At 42.8% G+C, this 23,860-nt stretch carries 26 protein-coding genes; 9 read left to right on the top strand and 17 right to left on the bottom strand.

Going from position 1 to position 23,860, the window contains the following annotated elements:
- Positions 1-201: 201 nt before the first annotated feature.
- The 3 genes from HT574_RS01405 to fabI form a co-directional block, all read right to left on the bottom strand.
- On the bottom strand, positions 202-549 hold the full coding sequence (locus HT574_RS01405) for a DUF1360 domain-containing protein (protein ID WP_175243211.1): 348 nt from the start codon (positions 547-549) through the stop codon (positions 202-204).
- Positions 536-961 carry a hypothetical protein gene (locus HT574_RS01400; RefSeq protein ID WP_175243210.1) on the bottom strand — a complete coding sequence of 142 codons (426 nt, stop codon included), beginning with the start codon at positions 959-961 and terminating at the stop codon, positions 536-538. Before HT574_RS01400 ends, HT574_RS01405 begins: the two co-directional genes overlap by 14 nt.
- A gap of 156 nt (positions 962-1,117) precedes the next feature.
- Positions 1,118-1,894 (bottom strand): enoyl-ACP reductase FabI, encoded by a 777-nt coding sequence (fabI, locus tag HT574_RS01395; protein ID WP_017436296.1) that lies wholly within the window; start codon positions 1,892-1,894, stop codon positions 1,118-1,120.
- Positions 1,895-2,066: 172 nt separating this feature from the next.
- Between fabI and HT574_RS01390 the strand changes: the two genes are divergently transcribed.
- The gene (locus tag HT574_RS01390) at positions 2,067-3,239 is read left to right on the top strand and encodes an FtsW/RodA/SpoVE family cell cycle protein (RefSeq protein WP_175243209.1); all 1,173 of its coding nucleotides are present in this window, start codon (positions 2,067-2,069) and stop codon (positions 3,237-3,239) included.
- Positions 3,240-3,301: 62 nt separating this feature from the next.
- Complete coding sequence (prpE, locus tag HT574_RS01385) at positions 3,302-4,039, top strand: bis(5'-nucleosyl)-tetraphosphatase PrpE (protein ID WP_175243208.1); 738 nt, start codon at positions 3,302-3,304, stop codon at positions 4,037-4,039.
- Positions 4,040-4,056: 17 nt separating this feature from the next.
- Here the strand turns inward: prpE and HT574_RS01380 are convergent, their stop codons facing one another.
- From HT574_RS01380 to HT574_RS01365, 4 genes are read right to left on the bottom strand one after another with little or no spacing between them, the layout of a single operon-like run.
- On the bottom strand, positions 4,057-4,953 hold the full coding sequence (locus HT574_RS01380; RefSeq protein ID WP_175243752.1) for an RluA family pseudouridine synthase: 897 nt from the start codon (positions 4,951-4,953) through the stop codon (positions 4,057-4,059).
- Between the two features lie 31 nt (positions 4,954-4,984).
- Positions 4,985-5,800 carry an NAD kinase gene (locus HT574_RS01375; protein WP_175243207.1) on the bottom strand — a complete coding sequence of 272 codons (816 nt, stop codon included), beginning with the start codon at positions 5,798-5,800 and terminating at the stop codon, positions 4,985-4,987.
- Positions 5,797-6,435: a GTP diphosphokinase gene (gene yjbM, locus HT574_RS01370; protein WP_017436301.1), complete on the bottom strand. Its 639-nt coding sequence runs from the start codon at positions 6,433-6,435 to the stop codon at positions 5,797-5,799. Before yjbM ends, HT574_RS01375 begins: the two co-directional genes overlap by 4 nt.
- 17 nt (positions 6,436-6,452) lie before the next feature.
- The gene (locus HT574_RS01365) at positions 6,453-6,827 is read right to left on the bottom strand and encodes a UPF0738 family protein (protein WP_175243206.1); all 375 of its coding nucleotides are present in this window, start codon (positions 6,825-6,827) and stop codon (positions 6,453-6,455) included.
- A 130-nt stretch (positions 6,828-6,957) separates the two neighbouring features.
- On the opposite strand from HT574_RS01365, the gene HT574_RS01360 reads away from it, so the two are divergent.
- The 5 genes from HT574_RS01360 to HT574_RS01340 all read left to right on the top strand — a co-directional run bounded on the left by HT574_RS01360 (position 6,958) and on the right by HT574_RS01340 (position 10,094).
- Entirely contained in the window at positions 6,958-7,545 is a 588-nt protein-coding gene (locus tag HT574_RS01360) for a CYTH domain-containing protein (RefSeq protein ID WP_175243205.1), read from the top strand.
- 2 nt (positions 7,546-7,547) lie between these two features.
- Positions 7,548-8,141, top strand: coding sequence for a lytic transglycosylase domain-containing protein (locus HT574_RS01355; RefSeq protein WP_175243204.1), 594 nt, complete (start codon positions 7,548-7,550; stop codon positions 8,139-8,141).
- Between the two features lie 140 nt (positions 8,142-8,281).
- Positions 8,282-8,695 (top strand): globin domain-containing protein, encoded by a 414-nt coding sequence (locus HT574_RS01350; protein WP_017436305.1) that lies wholly within the window; start codon positions 8,282-8,284, stop codon positions 8,693-8,695.
- Entirely contained in the window at positions 8,688-9,581 is an 894-nt protein-coding gene (spxH, locus tag HT574_RS01345; RefSeq protein ID WP_175243203.1) for a ClpXP adapter protein SpxH, read from the top strand. Before HT574_RS01350 ends, spxH begins: the two co-directional genes overlap by 8 nt.
- Positions 9,582-9,896: 315 nt before the next feature.
- Positions 9,897-10,094, top strand: a complete 198-nt coding sequence (locus HT574_RS01340) for a hypothetical protein (protein ID WP_175243202.1) — start codon at positions 9,897-9,899, stop codon at positions 10,092-10,094.
- Between the two features lie 22 nt (positions 10,095-10,116).
- Here the strand turns inward: HT574_RS01340 and pepF are convergent, their stop codons facing one another.
- The 4 genes from pepF to mecA all read right to left on the bottom strand — a co-directional run bounded on the left by pepF (position 10,117) and on the right by mecA (position 15,645).
- Entirely contained in the window at positions 10,117-11,931 is a 1,815-nt protein-coding gene (gene pepF, locus HT574_RS01335) for an oligoendopeptidase F (RefSeq protein WP_017436308.1), read from the bottom strand.
- An 81-nt stretch (positions 11,932-12,012) separates the two neighbouring features.
- Positions 12,013-13,263 carry a competence protein CoiA gene (locus tag HT574_RS01330; protein ID WP_309138275.1) on the bottom strand — a complete coding sequence of 417 codons (1,251 nt, stop codon included), beginning with the start codon at positions 13,261-13,263 and terminating at the stop codon, positions 12,013-12,015.
- 98 nt (positions 13,264-13,361) lie between these two features.
- Positions 13,362-14,870 carry a cardiolipin synthase gene (gene cls / locus HT574_RS01325; RefSeq protein ID WP_175243200.1) on the bottom strand — a complete coding sequence of 503 codons (1,509 nt, stop codon included), beginning with the start codon at positions 14,868-14,870 and terminating at the stop codon, positions 13,362-13,364.
- Between the two features lie 88 nt (positions 14,871-14,958).
- Complete coding sequence (gene mecA, locus HT574_RS01320; protein ID WP_175243199.1) at positions 14,959-15,645, bottom strand: adaptor protein MecA; 687 nt, start codon at positions 15,643-15,645, stop codon at positions 14,959-14,961.
- A gap of 213 nt (positions 15,646-15,858) precedes the next feature.
- Here mecA and HT574_RS01315 point away from each other — a divergent pair, with 213 nt between their 5' ends.
- The gene (locus HT574_RS01315; RefSeq protein ID WP_175243751.1) at positions 15,859-16,527 is read left to right on the top strand and encodes a TerC family protein; all 669 of its coding nucleotides are present in this window, start codon (positions 15,859-15,861) and stop codon (positions 16,525-16,527) included.
- A 73-nt stretch (positions 16,528-16,600) separates the two neighbouring features.
- Here HT574_RS01315 and spxA read toward each other — a convergent pair whose 3' ends face one another.
- Positions 16,601-16,999 carry a transcriptional regulator SpxA gene (gene spxA / locus HT574_RS01310; RefSeq protein WP_017436313.1) on the bottom strand — a complete coding sequence of 133 codons (399 nt, stop codon included), beginning with the start codon at positions 16,997-16,999 and terminating at the stop codon, positions 16,601-16,603.
- Positions 17,000-17,433: 434 nt separating this feature from the next.
- Between spxA and HT574_RS01305 the strand changes: the two genes are divergently transcribed.
- Positions 17,434-17,628: a hypothetical protein gene (locus HT574_RS01305; protein WP_175243198.1), complete on the top strand. Its 195-nt coding sequence runs from the start codon at positions 17,434-17,436 to the stop codon at positions 17,626-17,628.
- A 12-nt stretch (positions 17,629-17,640) separates the two neighbouring features.
- On the opposite strand, the gene HT574_RS01300 is transcribed toward HT574_RS01305, so the two are convergent.
- From HT574_RS01300 to HT574_RS01280, 5 genes are all read right to left on the bottom strand, one after another.
- The gene (locus HT574_RS01300) at positions 17,641-18,579 is read right to left on the bottom strand and encodes an ABC transporter ATP-binding protein (RefSeq protein WP_175243197.1); all 939 of its coding nucleotides are present in this window, start codon (positions 18,577-18,579) and stop codon (positions 17,641-17,643) included.
- Position 18,580: 1 nt separating this feature from the next.
- On the bottom strand, positions 18,581-19,648 hold the full coding sequence (locus HT574_RS01295) for an ABC transporter ATP-binding protein (RefSeq protein ID WP_175243196.1): 1,068 nt from the start codon (positions 19,646-19,648) through the stop codon (positions 18,581-18,583).
- Between the two features lie 11 nt (positions 19,649-19,659).
- Positions 19,660-20,577 (bottom strand): ABC transporter permease, encoded by a 918-nt coding sequence (locus HT574_RS01290; RefSeq protein ID WP_175243195.1) that lies wholly within the window; start codon positions 20,575-20,577, stop codon positions 19,660-19,662.
- Positions 20,578-20,579: 2 nt separating this feature from the next.
- Positions 20,580-21,515: an ABC transporter permease gene (locus HT574_RS01285; RefSeq protein ID WP_175243750.1), complete on the bottom strand. Its 936-nt coding sequence runs from the start codon at positions 21,513-21,515 to the stop codon at positions 20,580-20,582.
- 102 nt (positions 21,516-21,617) lie between these two features.
- The gene (locus HT574_RS01280) at positions 21,618-23,264 is read right to left on the bottom strand and encodes a peptide ABC transporter substrate-binding protein (protein WP_175243194.1); all 1,647 of its coding nucleotides are present in this window, start codon (positions 23,262-23,264) and stop codon (positions 21,618-21,620) included.
- Positions 23,265-23,860 lie beyond the last annotated feature (596 nt).

Genomic DNA, 23,860 nt, shown 5'->3' with positions numbered 1-23,860 from the left:
AACACCACCCCCTACCCATCTTTTTTTCCAAAAAAAAAAAAAAAAAAAAAAAAAACAGTTACCAAAAATTCACACAATGTAAAAGCAGAACCGACAGATCCACAAGCAGCAGTCACTATTCAATAATGTCGCAGCAGCTTCTTGCTTTACTTGCATTCGCGGACAATTATAGCAAACAAAAAAGAGCGGAAATCGCTCTTTTTACGCATCTGCTTTTTCCATCGTCCACTCGATTAGCGAGGCACCGCCGGCAATCGCCAATATGATCAGCAGCGGCTGAAATAATACAGGGTAAAGCATATCGCCAATATAAAGAATAGCCGCACACCAAATGCCCGTGCACCAATAGCAACTTAACAGCTCGCCAATCCAATGGCGCAATCCGCTTCCTTTAATATGCAAAAATGACTGTACCGTTCCGTCAGGCAATGTTTCTTCGGTGATTTCATGGAAAGGCTTTCGCAAAAAAGATGTAATCGCATCATACATCAACAATCTCGTTAGGCGAAACGTTGCTAAAATAAAAAGAAAAAGTTCAGTCGCCGTCACGCTGTTCTGCTTCCTCCTTCCCCGATAACCCGATTAACGTAACAGAAACAACCTCCTTTCTTGGAATGACAAATGTTCCCGAAACCGTATCGATGGTGATTTCCGTTCCATCATATTTGCGAATTATTCCTTCCTTTTCTCCACCCTTGCTAACAAGCTTGCATCTCATATGAGAATGGGGTTCAGTCAGGTTTGCCAAAAACGATAATTGTTCCTCCAATGACATCTGTTGAAACTGCTTTTCCTGCTGCCGAGTCTGGTTTTCTTGCACAATTTCGCCGTTCCCCCATTCGCTTTGCTCGATGGTCGCTTTGCTTTTAAACGTCTGCTGCATATAAGCGATTGCACGTTCCAATTTAGGCTGCACAATATAAAGAAGCGGTTCATTTTCCACTATGTCACGCCGTTTCATCGGTAGCCCCCTCCTTTTTCGACTGTTGCCTTATATATGTATGCGATTCATTTTGAGAATATTGCCAAGAAGTTGGGCAAAAAAATTGAGCTGCTCCATAATCTATCGGAACAGCTCAAACAGTTAAAGATAGCGGATGCCTGCAATCTTTTTATGTTAATATCCTAAAATATGATATCCAGAATCAACATGAATAATTTCGCCCGTAATGCCGCGCGACAGGTCGCTAAATAAGAACAGCGCCGTATCGCCAACTTCTTCTTGCGTCGTCGTGCGGCGAAGCGGAGCGCGTTCTTCGATTTGTTTTAAAATCGAATTAAAATCGCTGACCCCTTTTGCCGATAATGTACGAATCGGTCCGGCAGAAATAGCATTGACGCGGATGCCGTATTTTCCTAAATCGTTAGCTAAATATTTAACGCTTGCATCGAGCGCCGCTTTTGCAACTCCCATAATATTATAATTTTGGACGACGCGCTCGCCGCCAAGATATGTCAGCGTAACAATGCTTCCACCTTCCGTCATCAGCTCTTTTGCTTCTCTGGCAACCGCGGTTAATGAATAAGCGCTAATATTATGGGCAAGCAAAAAGCCTTCGCGGCTCACTTTCATATACTCTCCATTTAAGTCTTCTTTGTTTGCATAGGCAATACAATGGGCCACACCGTGAATGACACCGACTTGTTCCTTAATTTGCTTAAAGCATTGAACAATTTCCTCATCTTTTGTCACATCGCAAGGCAAGAGAAGGGAGCTTTCATCTTCAAGCGTATCGACAAGCGCGCGCACCTCTTTTTCAAAACGCTCTCCGGCATACGTAAAAACGAGACGCGCCCCCGCGGCATGCAAAGATCTTGCGATTCCCCAGGCGATACTGCGTTTATTCGCCACTCCCATCACGACATATGTACGTCCCTTTAACGATAAATTCATCCGTCATCCTCCTATATCCATTACAATTAAGATTTGTTATTAGTACCTAGTGTTAACTTTATTATATGATAAGTTACTAGGAAAGTAAATGAGACAAACCTCTTTGCAAAAATATCGTAATTCGTTAATATGATATATGGCACGTTTTTATCATGACGGAGAGGATCATCATATGGAACGAGATCGTTTATCACAGTCCAAGCTGGATTATAATTTGTTGTTTATTTTGTTTTTAATGGCTATCGTCAGCGCGATCGCAATTCATAGCGCAGAGGCTACATTACCGGAAAAATTGCAACATGTCAATTTCGCCTATAAGCAATTGCAATGGTATGGAATTGGCGCCGTTGTGATCGCCTTAACAATGATTATCGACTATGACCGTTTTTTTCAAATCGCCTGGTATTTATATGGTTTTGGCATGTTGCTGTTGCTTGGGTTAGAATTGAACGTCCCTGGCACTGTCACGATTAAGGGGGCGACAAGCTGGTATGCTCTTCCAGGCGGAAACTTTCAGCCATCCGAGCTGATGAAAATTTTTATGATTATCGTTCTTAGCCGCGTTATCATCAATCATCGCGAGAAATATCCAGAGCCGACCGTGAAAGATGACTTTAGGCTGCTTGGCAAAATCGCCTTAACTGTTTTGCCGCCGCTCATCTTGCTGATGAAACAGCCGGACTTAGGAATGTCGATGGTGTTTGTCGCCATTACCGGTTCGCTTGTGCTCGTTTCCGGCATCCGCTGGCGCATTATTTTTGGCATCATCTTTTCCGGAATAGCGGCTGCGGCAATTCTTGTGTTTATTTTCTTTCAATTCCCTGATTTTTTCCACAAATATATTTTAGAGGATTACCAGCTAAACCGCTTCTACGGTTGGCTTGCCCCGTACGAATATTCGAATGAACAAGGATTCCAGCTTATTCGCTCCCTGCTTGCGATCGGATCAGGAGAATTGTATGGAAAAGGATTTGGCAATATTCAAGTATACCTCCCGGAAGCACATACCGACTTTATTTTCGGCATCATCGCCGAACAGTTCGGGTTTATCGGCGCCAGCGTCGTCATTTCGCTCTTTTTCCTGCTTGTTTACCGCATGGTTCATATTGCGTTAGAAAGCAACGACTTATATGGAAGCTACTTATGCGCCGGCGTTATCGGCATGATTACCTTCCAAGTCTTTCAAAACGTCGGCATGACGATCGGTCTTTTGCCAATCACCGGTCTGCCTCTTCCATTTATTAGTTACGGGGGAAGTTCGCTCGCCACTTACATGCTGGCAATTGGTCTTGTACTCAATGTTCATTCGCGCACGAAAAAATTTATGTTTTCCACTGAAGAGTAAAAAGCCGCATGATCAGCGGCTTTTTATTTTATACTAGTCATATGAGAAAGGAGAACAACCTCATGCAAATCGATATTATTGGCGATGTTCATGGATGTTACAACGAGTTTGTCAAGCTTACGGAACAGCTTGGCTATCAATGGAACAGCGGCATTCCCATTCATCCCGATGGACGAAAGCTCGGCTTTGTCGGCGATTTAACCGACCGCGGTCCGCAATCATTGCAAACGATCGAAACAGTCTATTCTCTTGTCAGGGAAAATCTGGCATATTACGTTCCCGGTAATCACTGCAATAAACTATACCGCTTTTTTTTAGGAAGAAACGTGCAAATTGCACACGGTCTTGAAACAACGGTAGCGGAGTATCGCTCGTTGCCGCCAAGCGAGCAGGTGATGATTCGCAAAAAATTTATGAAGCTGTATGAAACGGCGCCGCTGTATGCCCAGCTCGACAACGGCCGCCTGATTATCGCCCATGCCGGAATCCGCCAAGACTACATTGGGCGAACCGACAAAAAAGTGCAAACGTTCGTGTTTTATGGCGATATTACGGGGGAAACGAATCCGGACGGAACGCCCGTGAGACGAGACTGGGCAAAACATTACAAAGGAGAAGCATGGATTGTATACGGCCATACTCCCGTCAAACAGCCTAGAATCATCAATCATACGATCAACATCGACACCGGCTGCGTATTTGGCGGCGCTCTGACTGCTTTTCGCTATCCGGAAATGGAAACGGTCTCGGTTCCATCTTCTTTACCATATGTTCCGGAAAAATTCAGAACGTTTGATTAGCACCATCCCTGCCCCTCTTATCGGATCCGCTCAATCAACCGCTTCATATCATCAGGAAGCGGACAGGAAAACGTATATTGCTGTTGCTTCAACGGATGAAAAAACGAAAGCTCTTTGCTGTGCAGCGCCTGGCGGCTAATCGCTTCCCGGCTTCCGCCATACAATTCATCCCCAACGAGCGGATGCCCAATATAGGCCAAATGAACGCGAATTTGGTGAGTGCGGCCTGTCTCTAACCGCAGTGATAAGTGTGTATAGTCATGAAACCGTTTCAGCACGCGAAAGTGAGTAACGGCTCGCTGGCCGTCTTCGCGAACCTCTCGCGCAATAATGCTATCGTTTTTGCGGGCGATGGGCGCATCAATGGTTCCTTCGTCCTTGCCGACACGTCCGTGACAAATCGCTTCATAACTCCTCGTTACTTTGCCTTGTTTTTGCAAAGTGGACAAAAGATGATGAAGATGACGGTGCTTGGCGACCAGCACAAGCCCGGAAGTGTCACGGTCGAGCCTCGTGACAACGTGAATCGTTGACGCCAGCTGCTGCTTTTGATAATGATAAAGCAAGGCGTTCGCCAGGGTCCCTCCAGGGTGCTGGCGCGATGGAATCGTCGCCATCCATGGCGGCTTGTTGATTACCAATACATACTCATCCTCATATACGATATCCAACGGAATCGCCTCCGGTGCCATTCCTTCGCTTGGAAGCTCCGGAGGAAATACGACCCGCAGCCTCTCCCCTTCGCCAAGGCGGTGGCGGACCGTCACCGGCTGATCATTGACATAAATAGCTCCGCCATGAAATTTAATATCGGTCAACGCCGTTTTCGAAATGCCATTTTCTTTTAAAAACTCGCGAATAAGCTTGCCTTCCTCTTGTTTCGTAATAACCCAAGTGAGCGTAAACTGCGACAACATTGTCTACCTGCCTTTATGTGTTTATTTGTCAATCGGCAATAAAGGAATCGCGCACCCGCTTCCAAAACGGAAACGGCCGGAAACGGGCAAACCGGATTTTTTCGTCTGCGACGCGACATTGGATAGATTTCACATCTTTATGCAAAAGCGATAGATGGTCAACCGTAATTTGAAAATCGACATCGTTTACCGGCTTTAACATACATGTATGATGGGCAGGGAGAATAAGCGGCGACCCGATCGTCCGGAATACGCGGTTGTTAATCGACGCCATTTCGGTAACCTGGATTGCTTCAAGCGACGGATGCAAAATCGCGCCGCCTAATGCCTTGTTATAGGCCGTGCTTCCCGTTGGCGTAGAGATGCATAACCCGTCGCCGCGAAACGTTTCAAATAGATCGCCGCGGATTTCTACATCAATGACAAGCGTACCGCTGACGCTCTTTACCGTGCATTCATTTAAGGCAAGATATTTTGCCTCCCGTCCCCCGTTTATGTAGCGGATAATTACTTCCAGCAATGGGTATTCGACAACCTGATACGGTGTTTTCGCAATAGCGATGACAAGCTTTTCAATTTCCTCCGGCACCCAGTCGGCGTAAAAGCCTAAATGTCCGGTATGTACGCCAACAAATGCCGTTTTATCCAAGCGACGGCAATAGCGATGGAACGCATACAATAGTGTTCCGTCACCGCCCACGGAAATGACAAGATCGGGAGTATCCTCATCGTACTGTAAATCAAAATCCAATAGATACGTTTTGATTTTTTGCGTCAGCGCGTTGGATGTTTCATCCCCTTTGGAGGTGATTGCAAATTTCAGCGGCGCTTGTGTTCCTCTCATAATTGTTCCCCTTTTGTTTCCTGTTTTCGTGAAAAAGCGGCTTGCGCTTCTTGAATTTCAAAACGAATTTTCGACATTTCTTCATCTAAACGATAGGCTGCTTCAGCGGCGCGCTGCAGTCTTGCTTTAATATCTTCAGGAAAACGGCCGCTATATTTATAATTTAACGAATGCTCAATCGTTGCCCAAAAGTTCATGGCAAGAGTGCGGATTTGAATTTCAGCTAAAATTTTCTTCTCTCCATGTATCGTCTGCACTGGATAGCGGATGACGACATGATAGGAACGATAGCCGCTTTCCTTCTTCTGTGTAACGTAATCCCGCTCCTCAACGATTTCAAAGTCGTTTCGTTTCCGCAGCAGCTCTACTACTGTCTTAATGTCATCGACAAATTGGCACATCATCCGCAGCCCGGCAATATCTTGCATTTGTTCTTCCAGTTTATCAAGCGGAATGTTTTTCTTTTGCGCCTTATCCAAGATGCTGGCGACTGGCTTCACTCTTCCAGTGACAAATTCGATCGGCGAATGCACTCCCAACATTTCAAACTGGGCGCGCATCCCTTTGAGCTTTACCTTTAGCTCTTCAACTGCCTGCTTATACGGTGCCAAAAATAAATCCCAATGTTTGACCATCGTACCACCTGCCAATGTTATGTAAGAAAAATTTCTTTTACGGCCTGCTCCATTTGTTCGCCATAATTGGCATTGCCGTCAATATTTTCGATCAAATAAGTTAACTCTTCCTTAAAGCTTGTTAATTCAAACTCCAGCTCTCCGCTTTTTAGTACAACGGCAGCCTCTTCTGCCAATGCTTGTTTCACATCGTTCCAAAACTCATATGGAATCGCGACGTAAATAAAATCTTCGTCTGTTTCCAATATATAAATAAACGAAAGATGGTCGGAATCCACAAGCATATGACCTTTTGGCCTCGCTTCTTCAAGCAAAAATGAAGGATGATCATTAATGAGATATAATCGTCTGTCTTTTCTTTCCGCTTTTTCGATCACTAATTTTTTGCGCATGCCAAATCTCCTTCCACATCAACAATCCTCTTTTATTTTACCATAATCACCCTATGCGCAATAAATAATTGATATTCAATGATAAACATCCGATAATAAAACTGAAACGGATGGATAGAGGAGAGAAACGATGCGTCAAGAAATCGAAATCGAATTTAAAAATTTACTGACAAAAATGGAATTCACACAAATCCGTGAAGTGTTTCACATTGATGACCACGCTTTTGAACGTCAAGAAAATCATTATTTGGATACACCGCAATTCGCATTAAAGGAAAAACAGGCAGCCTTGCGCATCCGTGTCAAAAACGACATTTACACATTAACATTAAAGCAGACGAAGGCAGAAGGAGTGCTGCTCGAGACACATCAGCGCCTTACAAAAGAGGAGGCGGGCGCCCTTTTAAATGGCACGGCCGTTGTTCAAGGGAAGGTAGCGGCCATTCTTCAGGAAATCGGCGTGCCGCCCGCAGCGCTCCATCATTTTGGCACGTTAACGACCGATCGCGCTCAATGGACGTACAAAGGTGGAACGCTGTTTCTTGACCGTAATTATTACCTAGGTACAGAGGATTACGAGTTGGAATACGAAACGGAAGATGTAGAAAACGGAAAACAGCAATTTTTACAGTTGCTTTGTTCGCTGCATATTCCGATCCGGCCAGCGCCAAATAAAATTCAGCGCTTCTATGCAAAAAAATATCAAATGGAGGAGTAGCGATGACCGTTCCTACCATAAAGTTACTATTAGAGCTTCAGGCGTTGCAAAATTTCTCCGCCCAACGCCCAACCTCATGGGAACAAAATCAGCCATGGTCGTTTACGCAGCTGTTGCAGCAATACATAGCACAGCAGCCGATGCCGCAAGCCGCTGAAAATCAAGGCAATCAAGACACGACTGCGCCAGCCAGCCATGAAGCGGCATCCAGCTTTAAACATACCGATATCGATACACTGATCGCCCAAGCTGCCAAAAAATATGGTGTAGACGCGCAGCTGATTCGCGCCGTTATTCGCCACGAATCGAATTTTAGCCCAAACGCACGCAGCCATGCAGGCGCCCTTGGCCTTATGCAACTGATGCCAAGCACCGCAAAGATGCTTGGGGTCGATAATCCATTCGATCCGGTGCAAAACATTGAAGGTGGCACAAAATATTTGCGCAAGCTATTAGACCGCTATAATGGCAATGTCGCGCTTGCCCTTGCCGCATACAACGCCGGTCCGGGGAACGTCGATCGCTACAAAGGAATTCCACCGTTTGCCGAAACAAAAGCATATGTAAAGAAAATCCTTGACACATACTACTCGTAACGCGTTCACAATTGAATCCATTTTTTGAAGCAATTGCTTCTTGTTCTTCAAGTCACTTTATTTGAGATAAATACGCTTCATTGCTAAAATAGCAGTAAAATCATTGTACACCATATTTTACGCACAAAGGAGCATTCACGATGGCTGAACAATGGCAAACACTTTACGAGGCGATCGGTGGGGAAGAAACGGTTGCAAGGCTTGTGGAAGCTTTTTATAAACGCGTTGCCAAACATCCAGATTTAAGCCCCATTTTCCCGGATGATTTAACGGAAACAGCACGAAAGCAGAAGCAATTTTTAACGCAATATTTAGGCGGGCCGCCCCTTTACACGCAGGAGCATGGGCATCCAATGCTGCGGGCGCGCCATTTGCGGTTTGAAATTACGCCGACCCGGGCTGAGGCATGGCTTTCCTGCATGCGTGCGGCGATGGATGAAGCCGGCCTGTCTGGACCTGCGCGCGAGCAATTTTATCATCGTCTCGTGCTAACGGCCCACCATATGATTAATACCCCAGACAATTTGGAAAGAAAGGAGCATTCCCTTGAATAACAAGTTAGCTGGGAAGCAAGCACCGGAGTGGTGGTCTGCTTCCCAGCCGCGCTGCAACGAGAAAAAACCGTTAGAAATTTATTTGTTCATTGATCCTTTATGTCCAGAATGCTGGGGGCTTGAACCAATTATTAAAAAGCTGGTAATTGAATACGGACGCTTTTTTACATTGAAACATGTCCTAGGCGGAAAATTGTCGACGCTCAATACTCGGAAGCACCAAAAGCCGGAAACAATCGCCAAAGTGTGGGAGCGGACGGCGAGCCGTTCAGGAATGTCATGTGATGGAAGCCTATGGCTGGAAAATCCGATTTCTAGCCCGTTTGCCCCATCGATCGCTATTAAAGCGGCAGAATTGCAGGGGAAACGCGCAGGAATCCGTTTTTTGCGCAAATTGCAGGAATTATTATTTTTGGAAAAACAAAATGTATCTGACATCTCTGTATTAATCGATTGCGCTGCACACGCTGGACTGGATGTCGATGAATTCGTTCGCGATTTACATTCGCCAAGCGCAGCAAAAGCGTTTCAGTGCGACTTAAAAATTACGTCAGAGATGGATGTCCATGAAATTCCAACGCTCGTCTTTTTTAACGAAAACATTGAGGATGAAGGCATTAAAATTTCCGGATGTTATCCTTATGAAATTTACGTTGAACTTATTTATGAAATGCTTGGCTTCCAGCCAGAACCATCCCCTCCTCCCCCACTCGAGTCATTTTTAAGCCATTTCAAATTCGTCGCCACGAAAGAGATTGCCGTTGTTTACAATATGACTATCCATGAGGCCGAAACAGAAATGAAAAAGCTGCAGCTGAAACAAAAAGTTAAAAAAGTACCGGTCAAACATGGGACATTTTGGCGTTATATTTCCGAAAAAAAATAAAAAACAAAGAAAAAGCCCGGCATTCAGCCGGGCTTTCAGACTGTTGACAAAATGGGTTTCAGATATTCATCTGAAACCCATTTTGTCGTTTATTGTCAAGACAACAAAGGGGATGGGAGAAATTTTTCACGGTCAAACAAAGGGGTATTAAGTTTTGTGATTTCATTCACGATATTATCTTAACAAATCGCAGCAAGGTTTGACAACCACTTTGTGCTTTTGTTCACATTATTGTCATAAATGTGGAAAAGCGCATGTATTTCTTTGCGCCATTCATATAATAAAAGTAAAAATCCACTAAGGGGGAGGAAAAGCATGAAAAAACGAATGGCACTATTTCTCTGGGGGCTCGCCATGCTGACGGCATTTTGCCTAAATTTGTTTGGCCTCATGCATCTTATTCCTATGCTTATTACAATGCCGCTTTTATTTTTGACGATTTTCGGCTTTATCTCTACTTGGAACAGCCGCAACCAATTTAGAGGATTTTATCAAAAACGAATGTGGCATTGACGCCACATTCGTCTTAAACCAGTTATGATAACAGCTTTTCCATTTCCTCCAGTTTCTCCGCAAACACTTGGCATGCTTGACGAATCGGTTCCGTGCTCGTCATATCTACCCCGGCTTTTTTCAACACTTCAATCGGATAATCGGAGCTTCCCGCCTTCAAAAATTCAATATAGCGCTTCACCGCCGGCTCTCCTTCTTCAAGTATTTGTTTGCTTAATGCCGTCGCGGCGCTGAAACCCGTGGCATATTGATACACATAATAATTGTAATAAAAATGCGGAATGCGCGCCCACTCTAAGCCAATTTCCTGATCAACGACAATGTCATCGCCAAAATATTTTTTATTTAATTCATAATAGAGAGAAGTCAATGAATCAGCAGTCAGCGCCTCTCCTTCCTGCGCTTTCATATGGATCATATGTTCAAACTCAGCAAACATCGTTTGCCGAAAAACCGTTCCGCGGAACCCTTCTAAATAATGGTTAAGTAAATATAATCGTTTTTTCTCATCGTCGATCGTTTTTAATAAATAATCACTTAACAGCGCTTCATTGCATGTCGACGCGACCTCAGCGACAAAAATGGAATAATCTCCATATGGATACGGCTGTGTTTTGCGTGTGTAATAACTATGCACAGAGTGGCCAAATTCGTGAACTAACGTAAATAAATTATTCACGTTATCCTGCCAGTTTAGCAAAATATACGGATGGGTGCCATATGCCCCTGACGAATAGGCGCCGCTCCGTTTTCCTTTATTTTCGCGCACATCGACCCAGCGATTTTCAAGACCTTCTTTGACGATGCTAATATATTCTTCACCGAGCGGAGCAAGTCCTTTTAACATGTACTCTTTCGCTTCTTCATACGTGACTTCCATTTTCACGTCTTGAACAAGCGGCGTGTATAGATCATACATATGAAGCTCATCAAGTCCAAGCACTTTTTTGCGCAGGCGGATATAGCGGTGCAACAGCGGCAGATGCTCATGGACCGTTTCAATCAAATTATCGTAGACACTTTCCGGAATATTGTTGCTGCTTAATGCCGCTTCCCGTGCCGATTTGTAGCGGCGGACGCGCGCAAAGAAGTTATCTTTTTTCACCGCTCCGCTTAACGTGCTGGCAAACGTATTTTTATATTTTTCATACGTATCGTACACGGCTTTAAACGCATCACGGCGCACGCGTCGGTCCGTGCTTTCTAAAAAGCGGATAAAGCGGCCGTGCGTCACTTCCACTTCTTCGCCATTTTCGTCAATAATCGTCGGGAACGTTAAATCGGCATTATTCAGCATGCTAAAAGTAGACGAAGACGATTGCATCACCTCTGCCGCTTGGGCAAGCAGCGCCTCTTCCTCTGCCGACAGCACGTGCGGACGCTGGCGGTTAATTTCGTCTAACGCATGTTCATACAGTTTCAATTCTTGTTTCTCTTCTAAAAACGAACGCAATTTTGCCTCATCGATCGATAAAATTTCCGGAACGATAAACGCCATTGCGCTCGACGCTTCGCTGTACAAGCTTGTTGCTCGATCGTTAAGACCTTGGTAAAAAGCGTTTGTTGTATCTTGGTCGTAGCGCATATGTGCATATGTATACAGCTTGCCAAGGCGCATGGACACTTCGTCCTGGTATTGAAGCGCTTCGTACAGCACATCCGCCGATTCTCCTAATCGGCCTTGGTACTCCGCTAATTTCGGAATCATTTTTTTCACTTCTTGAAATTCTTGCTCCCACGCTTCGTCCGTCGGGAAAATATCCTCTAAACGCCACGTTTCCTCAACAGGAATTTCGCTGCGTGACGGCAGCGATTTTTTCGTTTGTTTCGCTTCCATTTTGTCAACCTCCTTTGGAAAATTATATCATACATCATATTCGCTTTTTTACTATCATTTCCTATTTTCAAAAATAAATGTTTACGACCAGTGCTTCAGTTCCAGCTTCCATACATAATCGCGAAGCGACGGCATCATTTTTATTTGTTCGGCCATCTGCTTGTCTTGCTTTATCACTTCATCCATGGTTGTCGGAAACGTAAGCGGTTTTACGAAGCGGATCGCATGGCGGTTTTTCCACTGGATATAGCCCAGCCCCGCAAGCAATTGCAAATACTCATAAATCGCCTGTGTATAGCGCTGTCCTGTGGCAAGCGGCAGCACGCGGAGTGCAACCCGCCCTGTCCTTATTTTTTCCTCGATAAAGCGATAAATGGAGTGGAGCGTGACAGCCCGCCCTTCCGATCGCAGCAATGGAATCAGCACGTACGTTTGCCAAATAAACGGCGGTGTTTCCAACAAATAGCCATGGTGAAGCGGCCAGCCTGCTTCGGTGGGAAAAAGGGAAGGAATGATGCCAAAACGGTAAAAATCGGCACAAATCAACCTTGTTGTTTTATTTGGATATAAAGTAAACGTAAGCCGCCATTGCTTTTTATGATGGAGCCACTCGTCCCAAAATGACGGTGGCAGCAAATCTGCAGAAGAAAAAAGCAAATCGGAGAACGAAAGCGAATATAACGGGAAAACGAGCGGAATGGCAAATGCATGGCGAACGGATAGCGGAATAAGGCGAACGAGGCGGGTAAGCCGTTTGGTATGCGGACAGTAGTAAAAAAGAAGCGGGCGGGGAATAAACGGAAAATGATGAGCAAACATCCATTGAAAGCGGGAGATGGAAACATAGTGGGGCATGTTGGACTGGTAGCGCAAATGGTGGGCGCCGAGGATCCAAATTGGACGAATTCCTGCCAGGCGATAATCGTGGTTGCGTTTTTGAAACAGTGGTTCACTAATCGTAGAACATTGATATTCCAAGGCATAAATATGATGGCGATACTGAACCAAAATATCCGGCCGCTGCTGCGTCGATGGCAAATATGGCTCCAATTTGACCGGTATGCCCTGTCGCTTAATCCAGGCAAATAAATCTAATTTTCCGGTTGCATGGCGGGCGGACTCTGGTTCATGTTCGTACGGACAAGCAGTGCCTTTTTTATGGGCAAAATGCGGAATACGGTGATTGCCGAGCTTTAATACCACCTCCTGCCGGCACGCAGGGCAAAAGAACATTTCTCTTTTCTTTAACTGAACCAGTCTTTCTTTTGCCCATCTTCCTGCTAATGAAACCATTTCCCCATTTTGCAGCATGGCAATCAGCAAAGCGGGCACATCCTTTCGCATTATGAGATATGGTGAATATTTCGACAAAAGCGGCGGTTTTCCCTATCGCCGAATAAAAAAAACCGGGACATCACCCGGGCGCATGTTTACAACAAAGGCGACAACAGCCGTGATATCGATTCGACGACGCGAATCGATAATGGACGCTGCTGGAATACTTTATAATCGATTTCATTGGCATCGTTTAAATCTTCCATAAAATCAGCGACCAGCTTGTTCGTGCTATCGGTATGGTATAAAAACGCATTGATCTCAAAATTCAGATGAAAGCTGCGCATATCCATATTCGCCGTGCCGATGGACGCCAGCTCGCCATCAACGATCATCACTTTACTGTGCAAAAATCCTTTCTCATATTCATAAATTTTTACACCAGCTTCCAACAACTCCGGAAAATAAGATCTGGAAGCGTAAAAGACAAGCTTTTTATCCGGCCGCTTTGGCGCTAAAATACGGACATCGATGCCGCTTAAGGCGGCAACTTTTAACGCCGTTAAAATGTCCTCATCAGGAACAAAATACGGGGAGGCAATCCAAATCGACCGTTGGGCTGACGTAATCATCGCAAAATATAAGTGCTTGATAACCTCCCATTTTTGGTCCGGTCCCCCGGCGATTAATTGAACCCCCCCTTGGCCTTCGTAATGGACTAGTTCAGGTGATAAGTATTCTGGCGTAAATAATTTTTCTCCGGTCATATAATACCAGTCTTGCAAAAAAATAAGCTGCAGCGTCCGCACCGCTTCTCCGCGAATCCATAAATGCGTATCACGCCAAAAACCAAAATATTTGTTTTTGCCTAAATATTCATCACCGATGTTTAAACCGCCGACAAAACCAACCGTCCCATCAATAACGATAATTTTCCGATGGTTACGAAAATTTATTTTATTGTTTAAAAATGGGAGGCGAACCGGCGAAAAAGGAATCATTTCTACTCCCGCATCACGCAGCTCTTGAATATAGGTTTTCGACAATTTCCAGCTGCCAACGGCATCATAAAGAAACCGGATTTGTACTCCTTGTCGGGCTTTTTCCATTAAAACCTTTTTTAGTTCTTGTCCTACTTCATCATGACGGACAATATAATATTCCAAATGAATATGGTGTTTCGCTTTTTTCAGCTCGTCAAAAATGGTAGAAAAAGTTTCTTGTCCATTCGTCAGCACCTTCGTTTTGGAAGCGAGAGAAACAGGACTTTTTCCAATATGATATGCAAGATAAAGCAATGGTCGCTGATGCTCCGCAATTGACAACCGTGTAATGTTCCATTTTGTCTGCTCTTGAAATTTTAAGAATGTCTCTTCATCAAATTCGGCTTTCTTTTTAAAACGGCGCTGTTGCCAGTAATTCCTTCCAAATAATAAATAAAACAAAAAACCAACAAGCGGAAAGCTTCCTAACACAGCAAGCCAGGCAATCGTCTGGGCCGGCTTGCGATTTTCTAACGAAATAACAAAAGCGATAAAAACGACCGAACAAGAAATGAACACACTTAAAACGCCAAGCAGCCTTTCTTCCCAATAATTTTTCGTCAAAAATAAAAAAATTGCTACTATTGACGCAAAAATAACAACCCTTAACGCGTTTCTCAACAAAGTTCCCCCTACCTACTTTTAAGCATTATAGCGGAGAAAACGCCGATTTCCAACAGCGAAATCGGCGGCTACTTTTCAGGTGCAACTATTTCAATGGAAAGCATGTTTTAAGCGTCTCTAAAGCATTGTCACGAATGACTTCTTTCCCATATTCCTCTAAACGGTAAATGGTTACTTGCGAATCCGTTCCATATTCTAAAAGCAAGCTGAGTATATTGTCAATCTCATGTTCTGTATAATCTTCTTCGTTAAATTGCACAAACAAATAGTAACGTTCTTCAAATTGGAAAAGATGGTTGACAAGTCCTGTAAAATCAGCACGATGGGCTAGGGCAATGACGTCTTCGATATCTTTGAAACAAATGGTAAACTGGAGAACTTCATGGTCGTCCTTATCCGCAAGCGACTCATCGCCGCGCGAAATATGGAAATGGTGATCCAAAATCTCCTCAATTTTTTCATCAACCGGAACGGAAAAATCACGCAATTTGTCCTCTGGAAGCGGAAGTTCCAGCTTGCTTCCATCTTTTGATAACTGCGCTTTCGTCACCAAAACTTCTAATCCTTTCTCTAACGCCTGCACCTGGATCCAAAGAGGGCCATCAAGGGAAAAATCTCCTTCACTATGGACCTCATCCATCATTTCCCAAAATAATTCTTCACTGCGCTCACGGTTATACCAAATTTCTTCGCGGTCAAAACCGCGCTCTTCTATATCAACATAAGAAATATAAAATTTAACGGTATATTCATTAATGCGTTCTATTTCCACCTGCCGAACTCTCCCTTCTGAAAAAGAATAAAATTGAAGGGATTTTTACCCCCAAAAATTCTATTTAAATACAAGATTATGTCTTGTACTTTTATTTTATGATAAAAAGCGAAAGAAGGGAAACAAAAAAACGCATTTTTAAAAATTGGGCATGAAATACACCCTGTCCTACTATAATGATGATGAAAACAAATGAAACGAGGGACGCGCGAAATGGACGAATATGTTATCTCCATTCTGCTCATCATTGGCATTGATGTTATCCTCGGTGGGGACAATGCTGTGGTCATCGCACTGGCAAGCCGAAAGCTGCCGGAACAAAAGCGAAACATCGCGATTGTTCTTGGTACAGCGCTGGCCATTTTCGTTCGTATACTTCTGACGATCATGGTGGTAATGTTATTAAAAATTCCTTTTTTACAGCTAATTGGCGGTTGTATTTTGCTTTGGATCTCCTTAAGGCTGCTCGTTCAAAAAGAAGAAACACATACATCGATTAAATCGGAAACATCGCTTTGGAAGGCGATACAGACAATTGTAATAGCCGATGTAGTCATGGGGTTGGATAATGTGATCGCGATCGCTGGAGCTGCTCAAGGCCATGCTTCCCTCGTGGTCTTTGGCTTCTTGTTTTCTGTTCCTATTATCATTTTAGGTAGCAAACTCATCCTTTATGCGATGGAACGTTACTCCTTCCTTATTTACATCGGCGGAGCGTTGTTGGCCTATACTGCCGGGAAAATGATCACGGCCGAACAGCAAATCCGCCATTTATATGACAGTGCTTTCGCATGGAAACCAGTATTTCCGTTTGTTACGGCCGGGGTGACCGTACTGCTTGGTTTCATGATTAATCGACGCAGGTTTCACCGCTGGACCTAAACCGAATTCGTTGCTAAATTCCAGAGATGATAAAAAACTTCTACATGGCGGACCATGTAGAAGTTGATTCTCCTTATTCGTTAACAAGCCGCTGCGCTTGGCGAAGCTGATATGCCCGCACTTTGCGCGGCAAAAAGCGGCGAATTTCATCTTCGTTGTAGCCGACTTGAAGCCGTTTTTCATCGATAATAATCGGTCTCCGCAAAATTCCTGGATTTTTTTGAATTAGCTCATATAAATCTTGAAGCGGCAATGTTTCAAGATTTATATTCAGCTTTTGAAACACTTTTGATCGTGTTGAAATAATCTCGTCGGTTCCTGTTTCTGTCATACGTAAAATTTCTTTAATCTCCTCAATCGTTAACGGTTCGGAGAAAATATTGCGTTCAACATAAGGAATATTATGTTTTTCCAGCCATGCTTTTGCTTTCCGGCATGACGTGCAACTTGGCGAAATATACAATTTCACCATCTATCTCACTCCCTTTCAACAAGGATCACCTTGTCTTCTATACCAACAGAACGAACTAGCTATCCATTGTGCACGGAACCTCTGCGCGATAGAAATCGGCAGATTCTAACGTCCAAAGGAGTTTTTTCTACATCTTCGTGTGGACGGTCACTCTGGTTCCACTGGACTTTCATGGACAAACACCTCGTTGGTGCTGCACGTCCTGTCAGCTCGGTTCGAAACCGATCCTCACTTCATCCCGATGGCTCCAGCCACGGGCTTTCGTTATCCAATTTAAAATTAGTCTAACATGATATATTATACAATAAATATATAAATAAAGATATAGTTTTTCAAAAAAGTCACTTGTTTTCTTACTTAATTTTCACCGCTTCTTCCAATAAACAGAAAAATCCTCTACAATAAAATTAGAACGACTAAAGGGGGAAGGAGCAATGGCGCAATATTTTATCGATTTCATCATCACTTCCGTATTGATCGTCGGAATTACTGCATTAATGGGGATCATTGCGAACGGCATTGGTGAACACATTTTCGGCGGTTCAAAACGAAAAGAACACGTCAACGAATCAAAATATATACAAAGCGGCTGGAATCTCATCGGTGGCAAAAATAAAACGATCTCTTAAGCTGAGATCGTTTTATTTATACATCGATTGATATGTTTTATATTCCGCCTCTGAGCATAATACGAAATGACCTGGGGTAATTTCGCGGAATTCCAGTTCTTCTCCTTCTTTATAATTATGCTGTGACGGGTCGTAAATAATCCGTTTCCGCGTCCGTTCCGTTTCCGGGTCAGGAAGCGGAATTGCCGATAAGAGCGCTTTTGTGTACGGATGAATCGGATTGCGGTACAATTCTTCGGCATCGGCAAGCTCGACCATTTTGCCGAAATACATTACGCCAATGCGGTTGCTAATGTATTTGACCATCGACAAATCGTGCGCGATAAACAAATACGTCAATCCTTTTTCGCGCTGCAGTTTTTTCATCAAATTCACCACTTGCGCCTGAATTGACACGTCAAGCGCGGAGATTGGCTCATCGGCAATAATGAACTCCGGTTCCACTGCTAGAGCGCGGGCAATCCCGATCCGTTGGCGCTGGCCGCCGGAAAATTCATGCGGATAGCGGTTGGCATGTTCACGGTTTAAGCCGACCGTCTCAAGCAGCTCATATACGCGCTGCATCCGCTCTTCTTTCGTTTTCGCCAGACCGTGAATATCGATGCCTTCAGCGATAATATCCGCAACGGTCATGCGCGGATTAAGCGACGCGTACGGGTCTTGGAAAATCATTTGCATTTTTCGCTTTAATAATTTTGACTCTTTGGCTGAGTGTTTGCCATGGACATTGATACCATTAAAAAGAACTTCTCCGCCCGTAGCCTTATATAGCCCGATAATCGTCCGTCCCGTCGTTGATTTACCACAACCTGATTCCCCAACAAGACCAAGTGTTTCTCCTTTATAAATGTCAAAGGTAACTCCATCTACAGCTTTAACGACATTCCCGCCACCCACTGGAAAATATTGTTTTAAATTTTTCACTTCAATGAGCTTTTGTTTTTCAGGCATATTACTCACTCTCCCTTACGATAATTGGTTGAGGGTAGTTAGTGGAGAGCTTGCGTAATCGACGTTTTACCGCTTCGGGTGGCTCTACTTTTGGTGCATCCGGATGAAGCAGCCATGTTGCCGCATAATGGGTATCAGAAATTTGGAACAACGGCGGTTCCATTTCAAAATCAATTTTCATCGCATACGGATTACGTGGCGCAAACGCATCTCCCTTTGGAGGATTCGTCAAATCCGGCGGCGATCCTGGAATCGATGCCAACTCTGCCTTATCATCACTATCAAGGCTTGGCATGGAAGCAAGCAAGCCCCACGTATATGGATGTCGCGGATCGTAAAAAATTTCATCAACCGTTCCCATTTCAACAATTTTCCCTGCATACATCACAGCAACGCGATCAGCTACGTTGGCTACTACGCCTAAATCATGAGTAATAAAAATAATGGCTGTCCCTGTTTTTTTCTGTATATCTTTCATTAATTCTAAAATTTGCGCTTGAATGGTTACATCGAGAGCAGTGGTTGGTTCGTCGGCAATTAATAACTTCGGATTGGAAGCCAAAGCAATGGCAATCATCGCACGTTGTCTCATTCCCCCAGAAAATTCATGCGGATATTGATTTACACGCTTTTCTGGCATTGGAATTCCAACCAATCGCAGTAATTCAATCGCCCGCTCTTTTGCCGCTGATTTAGGCAACTTTTGATGTTTCATGATCACTTCCATAATTTGATGTCCGACTTTCATCGTTGGATTGAGCGATGTCATCGGATCTTGAAAAATCATTCCAATATCTCTTCCACGAATTTGTTCCATTTCTTTATCCGTTTTTTTGACAAGATCTTCTCCATCAAATAGGATTTGACCGTTTTTTATTTTTCCAGGCGGAGTAGGAATAAGACGCATAATCGTTTGTGAAGTGACGCTTTTTCCGGAACCTGATTCCCCTACAATCGCTAATGTTTCACCCTTATTTAAATAGAAACTCACTCCACGAACAGCCTGTACTTCTCCACCATATGTTTGAAACGATACCTCTAAATTTTTCACTTCCAACAGTTTTTCCATACTCTCACACCCTACTTGCGTAATCTTGGATCTAATGCATCACGTAGCCCGTCCCCCACTACATTAAAAGCAAACATAGTTAAGCAAATAAATGTAGCCGGGAAAAACAGACGCCATGGATAATATTGCAATGCCTGTACCCCTTCTGAAGCCATTGTTCCCCAACTTGCTAACGGCTGTGGAACACCTAATCCTAAATAGCTTAAAAATGCCTCTGTAAAAATGGCGTTAGGAATCGTTAACGTCATCGTAACAAGGATCGAGCCCATGGCATTAGGAATCAAATGCTTAAACATGATTCTGGACGTGCTCGCGCCAAGTGTCCGCGCTGCCAATACATATTCTTGGTTTTTCAACTGCAACACTTGTCCCCGAACAATACGAGCCATATTTACCCATCCAGTAATCGTCATCGCAAGGATCATGGTTCCTAACCCTTGTCCCAAAATAACCATTAATATGATGACTAAAAGCAAATATGGAACTCCATATAAAATATCGGCGATGCGCATCATGATTTCATCCGTTTTTCCGCCACGGTAGCCAGCAATTCCTCCCCAAAGCACTCCGATCACCAAATCGATCAGCGCAGCTGCCAATCCGATAAATAAAGAGATACGAGCACCATACCATGTGCGAGTAAATATATCACGTCCAAGTTCATCGGTTCCAAACCAATGTTTGGAAGAAGGCGGCTGGTTTGTATTCATTAAATCATTCGTTGCATAATCATATTTTGTCATGTACGGACCAAAAATGGCCATGAACGCTAAAAGAATTAATAGAATTAATCCAAACATAGCCAATTTATTTTTTCGAAAACGTATCGAAACATCTTTCCAAAACGAAAGGCTTGGTTTTGACAACTTCTCCGCTTCTCTAACATCGGCTACCGCTGGCTGGAACATCTCTTTCGGAATCTGCTGCATGATTACTCCCCTTTCTTACCACCGGCTAACTTAATGCGTGGATCAATAAAGCCATAAGCAATATCAACGAGCAGCACAGACAATAATAGTAGAATACTGTAAAACACCGTGACACCCATAATCGTTGTATAGTCACGATTGGTAATGCTTGTTACAAAATGGCTTCCAAGTCCGGGAATACCAAAAATCTTTTCAATCACAAAGCTACCCGTTAAAATTTGTGCAGACAAAGGACCTAAATAAGTTACAACTGGAAGTATCGCATTGCGAATGGCGTGTTTTACTGTGATTTGTCCTTGTGAGAGTCCTTTCGCTTTCGCCGTGCGAATATAATCATTGCCTAATACTTCTAACATACTGGAACGAGTTAAACGGGCAATAAATGCCATTGGCATTGCTGCAAGAGCAAGCGCAGGCAAGACAGTATGTTGCAGCGATTCCCAACGCGCAACTGGAAACCAGCCTAGTTTGATCGCTAAAAAATACTGCAAAATGGACGCCATAATAAAGCTTGGAACAGAGATTCCTAGAACCGCGAAAACCATCGCCGCATAATCTTGCCATTTATTATGGTTTAAAGCCGCAATAATTCCCAGTAAAACTCCAATACTTATGGCGATTAATAACGATTCCATACCGAGAAAAAAGGAAACTGGAAATCCTTCATTAATTAAATCGTTAACAGTCTGTCCTTTATATTTAAATGAAGGACCGAAATCCCATTTAGCAATAGAAACCAAATAATCAAAGTATTGGATATACCAAGGGCGGTCGAGTCCATAATATTCGTTCAAGTTTTTCTCGATCTCTGGCGGAACTTGTTTTTCGCTCGAGAACGGTCCTCCCGGAGCAGCACGCATTAAAAAGAATGTCGCTGTTACAATTAAAAACAAAGACATAAGTATATAGAGCAAACGTTTGCTTATATATCTCAACAAATTTCCTACACCTCCATTTTCTGCAAAAAATACCTTAACAGGAATGAAGGTATATGAGGTCTCCCTCATATACCTTCTTATCACCTTTCACGACGTACGATTTTATTCAAAATATGCCCATTTAAATTGGACATCGCCAAGGCCGGACATTTCTACACCTTTTAAGTTATCTTTTTGCACCCACGTATTCGTGTAGAAATAGATTGGCGCGACTGGCATTTCATCCATTAAAATGGCTTCTGCCTGTTTTAGCATTTCTTTGCGTTTTTCAGGATCTTTTTCTTTTTGGGAATCGATTAATAACTGTTTATATTTCGGATTTTCCCAGTTTGTATCATTATTTCCGCCCTTTTTGTCGCGGAACAGTTCTAGGAAGTTGATTGGATCGTTAAAGTCGCCTAACCAACCCATACGGCCGATTTGATAGTCGCCAGAATGCAATTTATCAATGTAAACTGCCCATTCAGCATTCTCAAGTTTTACTTCAATGCCCAAGTTTTTCTTCCACATATCTTGAATCGCCTGAGCAATTTTCGCATGTTGATCATCAGTATTAAACGATAGGGTAATAGGAGGCAAATCTTTCACATCTTTTAATCCAAGCTCTTGAAGGCCTTTTTTCAAGTATTCTTTTGCTTTTTTCACATCATTATCTTTGAAATAACCTTTTTTGTTCTCAGGGAACATCGTTGGCGGCACTGCAGCCATAGCAGGAATTTGTTCGCCTTTTGTTACGTTTTCAACAATCGCTTTGCGATCGATGGCGTACGCCAGCGCTTTACGAATGTTGACGTTGTTCAACGGCGGTTTTTCCGTATTAAATTTATACCAGTAAACACCAGCAATTGGTTGAACGTGTAATTTACCTTCCTCTTTTAATTTTGGCAAAGAGTCTGGAGGCAATTGACCAGTAGGCATACCTGCCCAATCCAACTCACCATTATCAAACATAGAAAGCTCTGTGTTGGTATCGTTGACCATAACCATTTCAATTTTTGTTAATTTTACATTTTTCGCATCCCAGTAATTTTCGTTCTTTTCCAAAATGATTTTGTTATTATGTTCCCAAGAAACCATCTTGAATGGTCCGTTCGAAGTGTAGTCAGTGCCAGCGTTTGTATACCATTTTGGATTTTTCTGAGCGATTTTGCTATTTACTGGGAAATACGTATAGAACGCTGTTAATTCTAAGAAGTAAGGTGTTGGGTTCTCAAGCGTAACTTGTAACGTTTTATCGTCAATTGCTTTTACACCAACATCTTCTGCTTTTGCTTTTCCTTCGTTAAATGCTTGACCATTTTTAATGTAATAAAGCTGATAGGCATATTGCGATTGATTTTTCGGATCAAGTGCCCATTTCCACGCATATTCGAAATCTTTCGCAGTAACTGGATCACCATTAGACCATTTTGCATCGCGCAATTTGAATGTGTATGTTTTTAAGTCTTTAGAAACTTCATAACTTTCAGCCATAGCCAACTCAGGTTTGCCGTTTTTAATACGGGTTAATCCTTCAAATGTTTGGTTTAAAACGTTACTAGAAACACTATCATTGGCTAGACCTGGGTTTAGTGAGAATGGCTCTGTTTTAATGTTAATATGCAATTCTTGCGGAACATTGGCGGCTTTGTCCCCGCTTTTTCCTTTCTCACCGGCGGATCCATCACCTTTTTGGAAACCACCACACGCAGAAAGGAAAAGGCTCAATACTAGCATTAAGCTAAAAAGAACAGAAAGCCTTTTCTTCATAGATTTCCCCCCTAAAAATAATTTTTTATTCTCAAAAGTTCCGCGTAAAGCGTAGAACTTTTGCTAATAAATTAAAATCATTTTTTCTAAGCAAAACAAAAAATTTTTTAACTATCTCTATTTATCTGAATATTTATTTTAATTTTCATTATAAAGGTTATTAATATATTTAAAAAGAAATTTTTATTTTATTATTTTCTGAATTTTTATTATATATCGAATCATCCATTCTAGCTATCTGTAATTTTATATTTTTTTTTGACAATTGTAAATAAAAAATTTATTTTTTGTATACTTTAAAACGCTTACATATCGGTTTTTTGTATCGTGTTAAGGAAGACAACTTTCGCATGTTTTTATCTTTATTTTATTTACCACTAAAAACATAATTTTATTAAGATAATTTAGAAAATAATGTATAGATGAAAAATTATTAAATAACACTTTGAAATAAGAATAAACGCTTTCCCGTATCGGTAGTGCCAAAAAAATTTTGTGTAAAGTATGGCAGATAGGGGGAAATATGTTTATCTTGACAAGCTGACAAATGGCACTCTTCAGTTGATTTCTCCAGTCTACATTCGATATACTTTTAG

The organism is Parageobacillus sp. VR-IP (genome assembly GCF_013357975.1).
Taxonomy (GTDB): domain Bacteria; phylum Bacillota; class Bacilli; order Bacillales; family Anoxybacillaceae; genus Saccharococcus; species Saccharococcus caldoxylosilyticus.
The sequence above is the reverse complement of the archived record's forward strand: the minus strand, read 5'-3'. Positions and strand labels throughout refer to the sequence as shown.

Bases quoted from the DNA above. Each gene is read 5' to 3' on its own strand.
- HT574_RS01400 (WP_175243210.1), bottom strand. From the start codon at position 961: ATGAAACGGCGTGACATAGTGGAAAATGAACCGCTTCTTTATATTGTG.
- fabI (WP_017436296.1), bottom strand. From the start codon at position 1,894: ATGAATTTATCGTTAAAGGGACGTACATATGTCGTGATGGGAGTGGCG.
- HT574_RS01390 (WP_175243209.1), top strand. From the start codon at position 2,067: ATGGAACGAGATCGTTTATCACAGTCCAAGCTGGATTATAATTTGTTG.
- prpE (WP_175243208.1), top strand. From the start codon at position 3,302: ATGCAAATCGATATTATTGGCGATGTTCATGGATGTTACAACGAGTTT.
- HT574_RS01375 (WP_175243207.1), bottom strand. From the start codon at position 5,800: ATGAGAGGAACACAAGCGCCGCTGAAATTTGCAATCACCTCCAAAGGG.
- yjbM (WP_017436301.1), bottom strand. From the start codon at position 6,435: ATGGTCAAACATTGGGATTTATTTTTGGCACCGTATAAGCAGGCAGTT.
- HT574_RS01365 (WP_175243206.1), bottom strand. From the start codon at position 6,827: ATGCGCAAAAAATTAGTGATCGAAAAAGCGGAAAGAAAAGACAGACGA.
- HT574_RS01360 (WP_175243205.1), top strand. From the start codon at position 6,958: ATGCGTCAAGAAATCGAAATCGAATTTAAAAATTTACTGACAAAAATG.
- HT574_RS01355 (WP_175243204.1), top strand. From the start codon at position 7,548: ATGACCGTTCCTACCATAAAGTTACTATTAGAGCTTCAGGCGTTGCAA.
- HT574_RS01350 (WP_017436305.1), top strand. From the start codon at position 8,282: ATGGCTGAACAATGGCAAACACTTTACGAGGCGATCGGTGGGGAAGAA.
- HT574_RS01340 (WP_175243202.1), top strand. From the start codon at position 9,897: ATGAAAAAACGAATGGCACTATTTCTCTGGGGGCTCGCCATGCTGACG.
- pepF (WP_017436308.1), bottom strand. From the start codon at position 11,931: ATGGAAGCGAAACAAACGAAAAAATCGCTGCCGTCACGCAGCGAAATT.
- HT574_RS01315 (WP_175243751.1), top strand. From the start codon at position 15,859: ATGGACGAATATGTTATCTCCATTCTGCTCATCATTGGCATTGATGTT.
- spxA (WP_017436313.1), bottom strand. From the start codon at position 16,999: ATGGTGAAATTGTATATTTCGCCAAGTTGCACGTCATGCCGGAAAGCA.
- HT574_RS01305 (WP_175243198.1), top strand. From the start codon at position 17,434: ATGGCGCAATATTTTATCGATTTCATCATCACTTCCGTATTGATCGTC.
- HT574_RS01300 (WP_175243197.1), bottom strand. From the start codon at position 18,579: ATGCCTGAAAAACAAAAGCTCATTGAAGTGAAAAATTTAAAACAATAT.
- HT574_RS01295 (WP_175243196.1), bottom strand. From the start codon at position 19,648: ATGGAAAAACTGTTGGAAGTGAAAAATTTAGAGGTATCGTTTCAAACA.
- HT574_RS01290 (WP_175243195.1), bottom strand. From the start codon at position 20,577: ATGCAGCAGATTCCGAAAGAGATGTTCCAGCCAGCGGTAGCCGATGTT.
- HT574_RS01280 (WP_175243194.1), bottom strand. From the start codon at position 23,264: ATGAAGAAAAGGCTTTCTGTTCTTTTTAGCTTAATGCTAGTATTGAGC.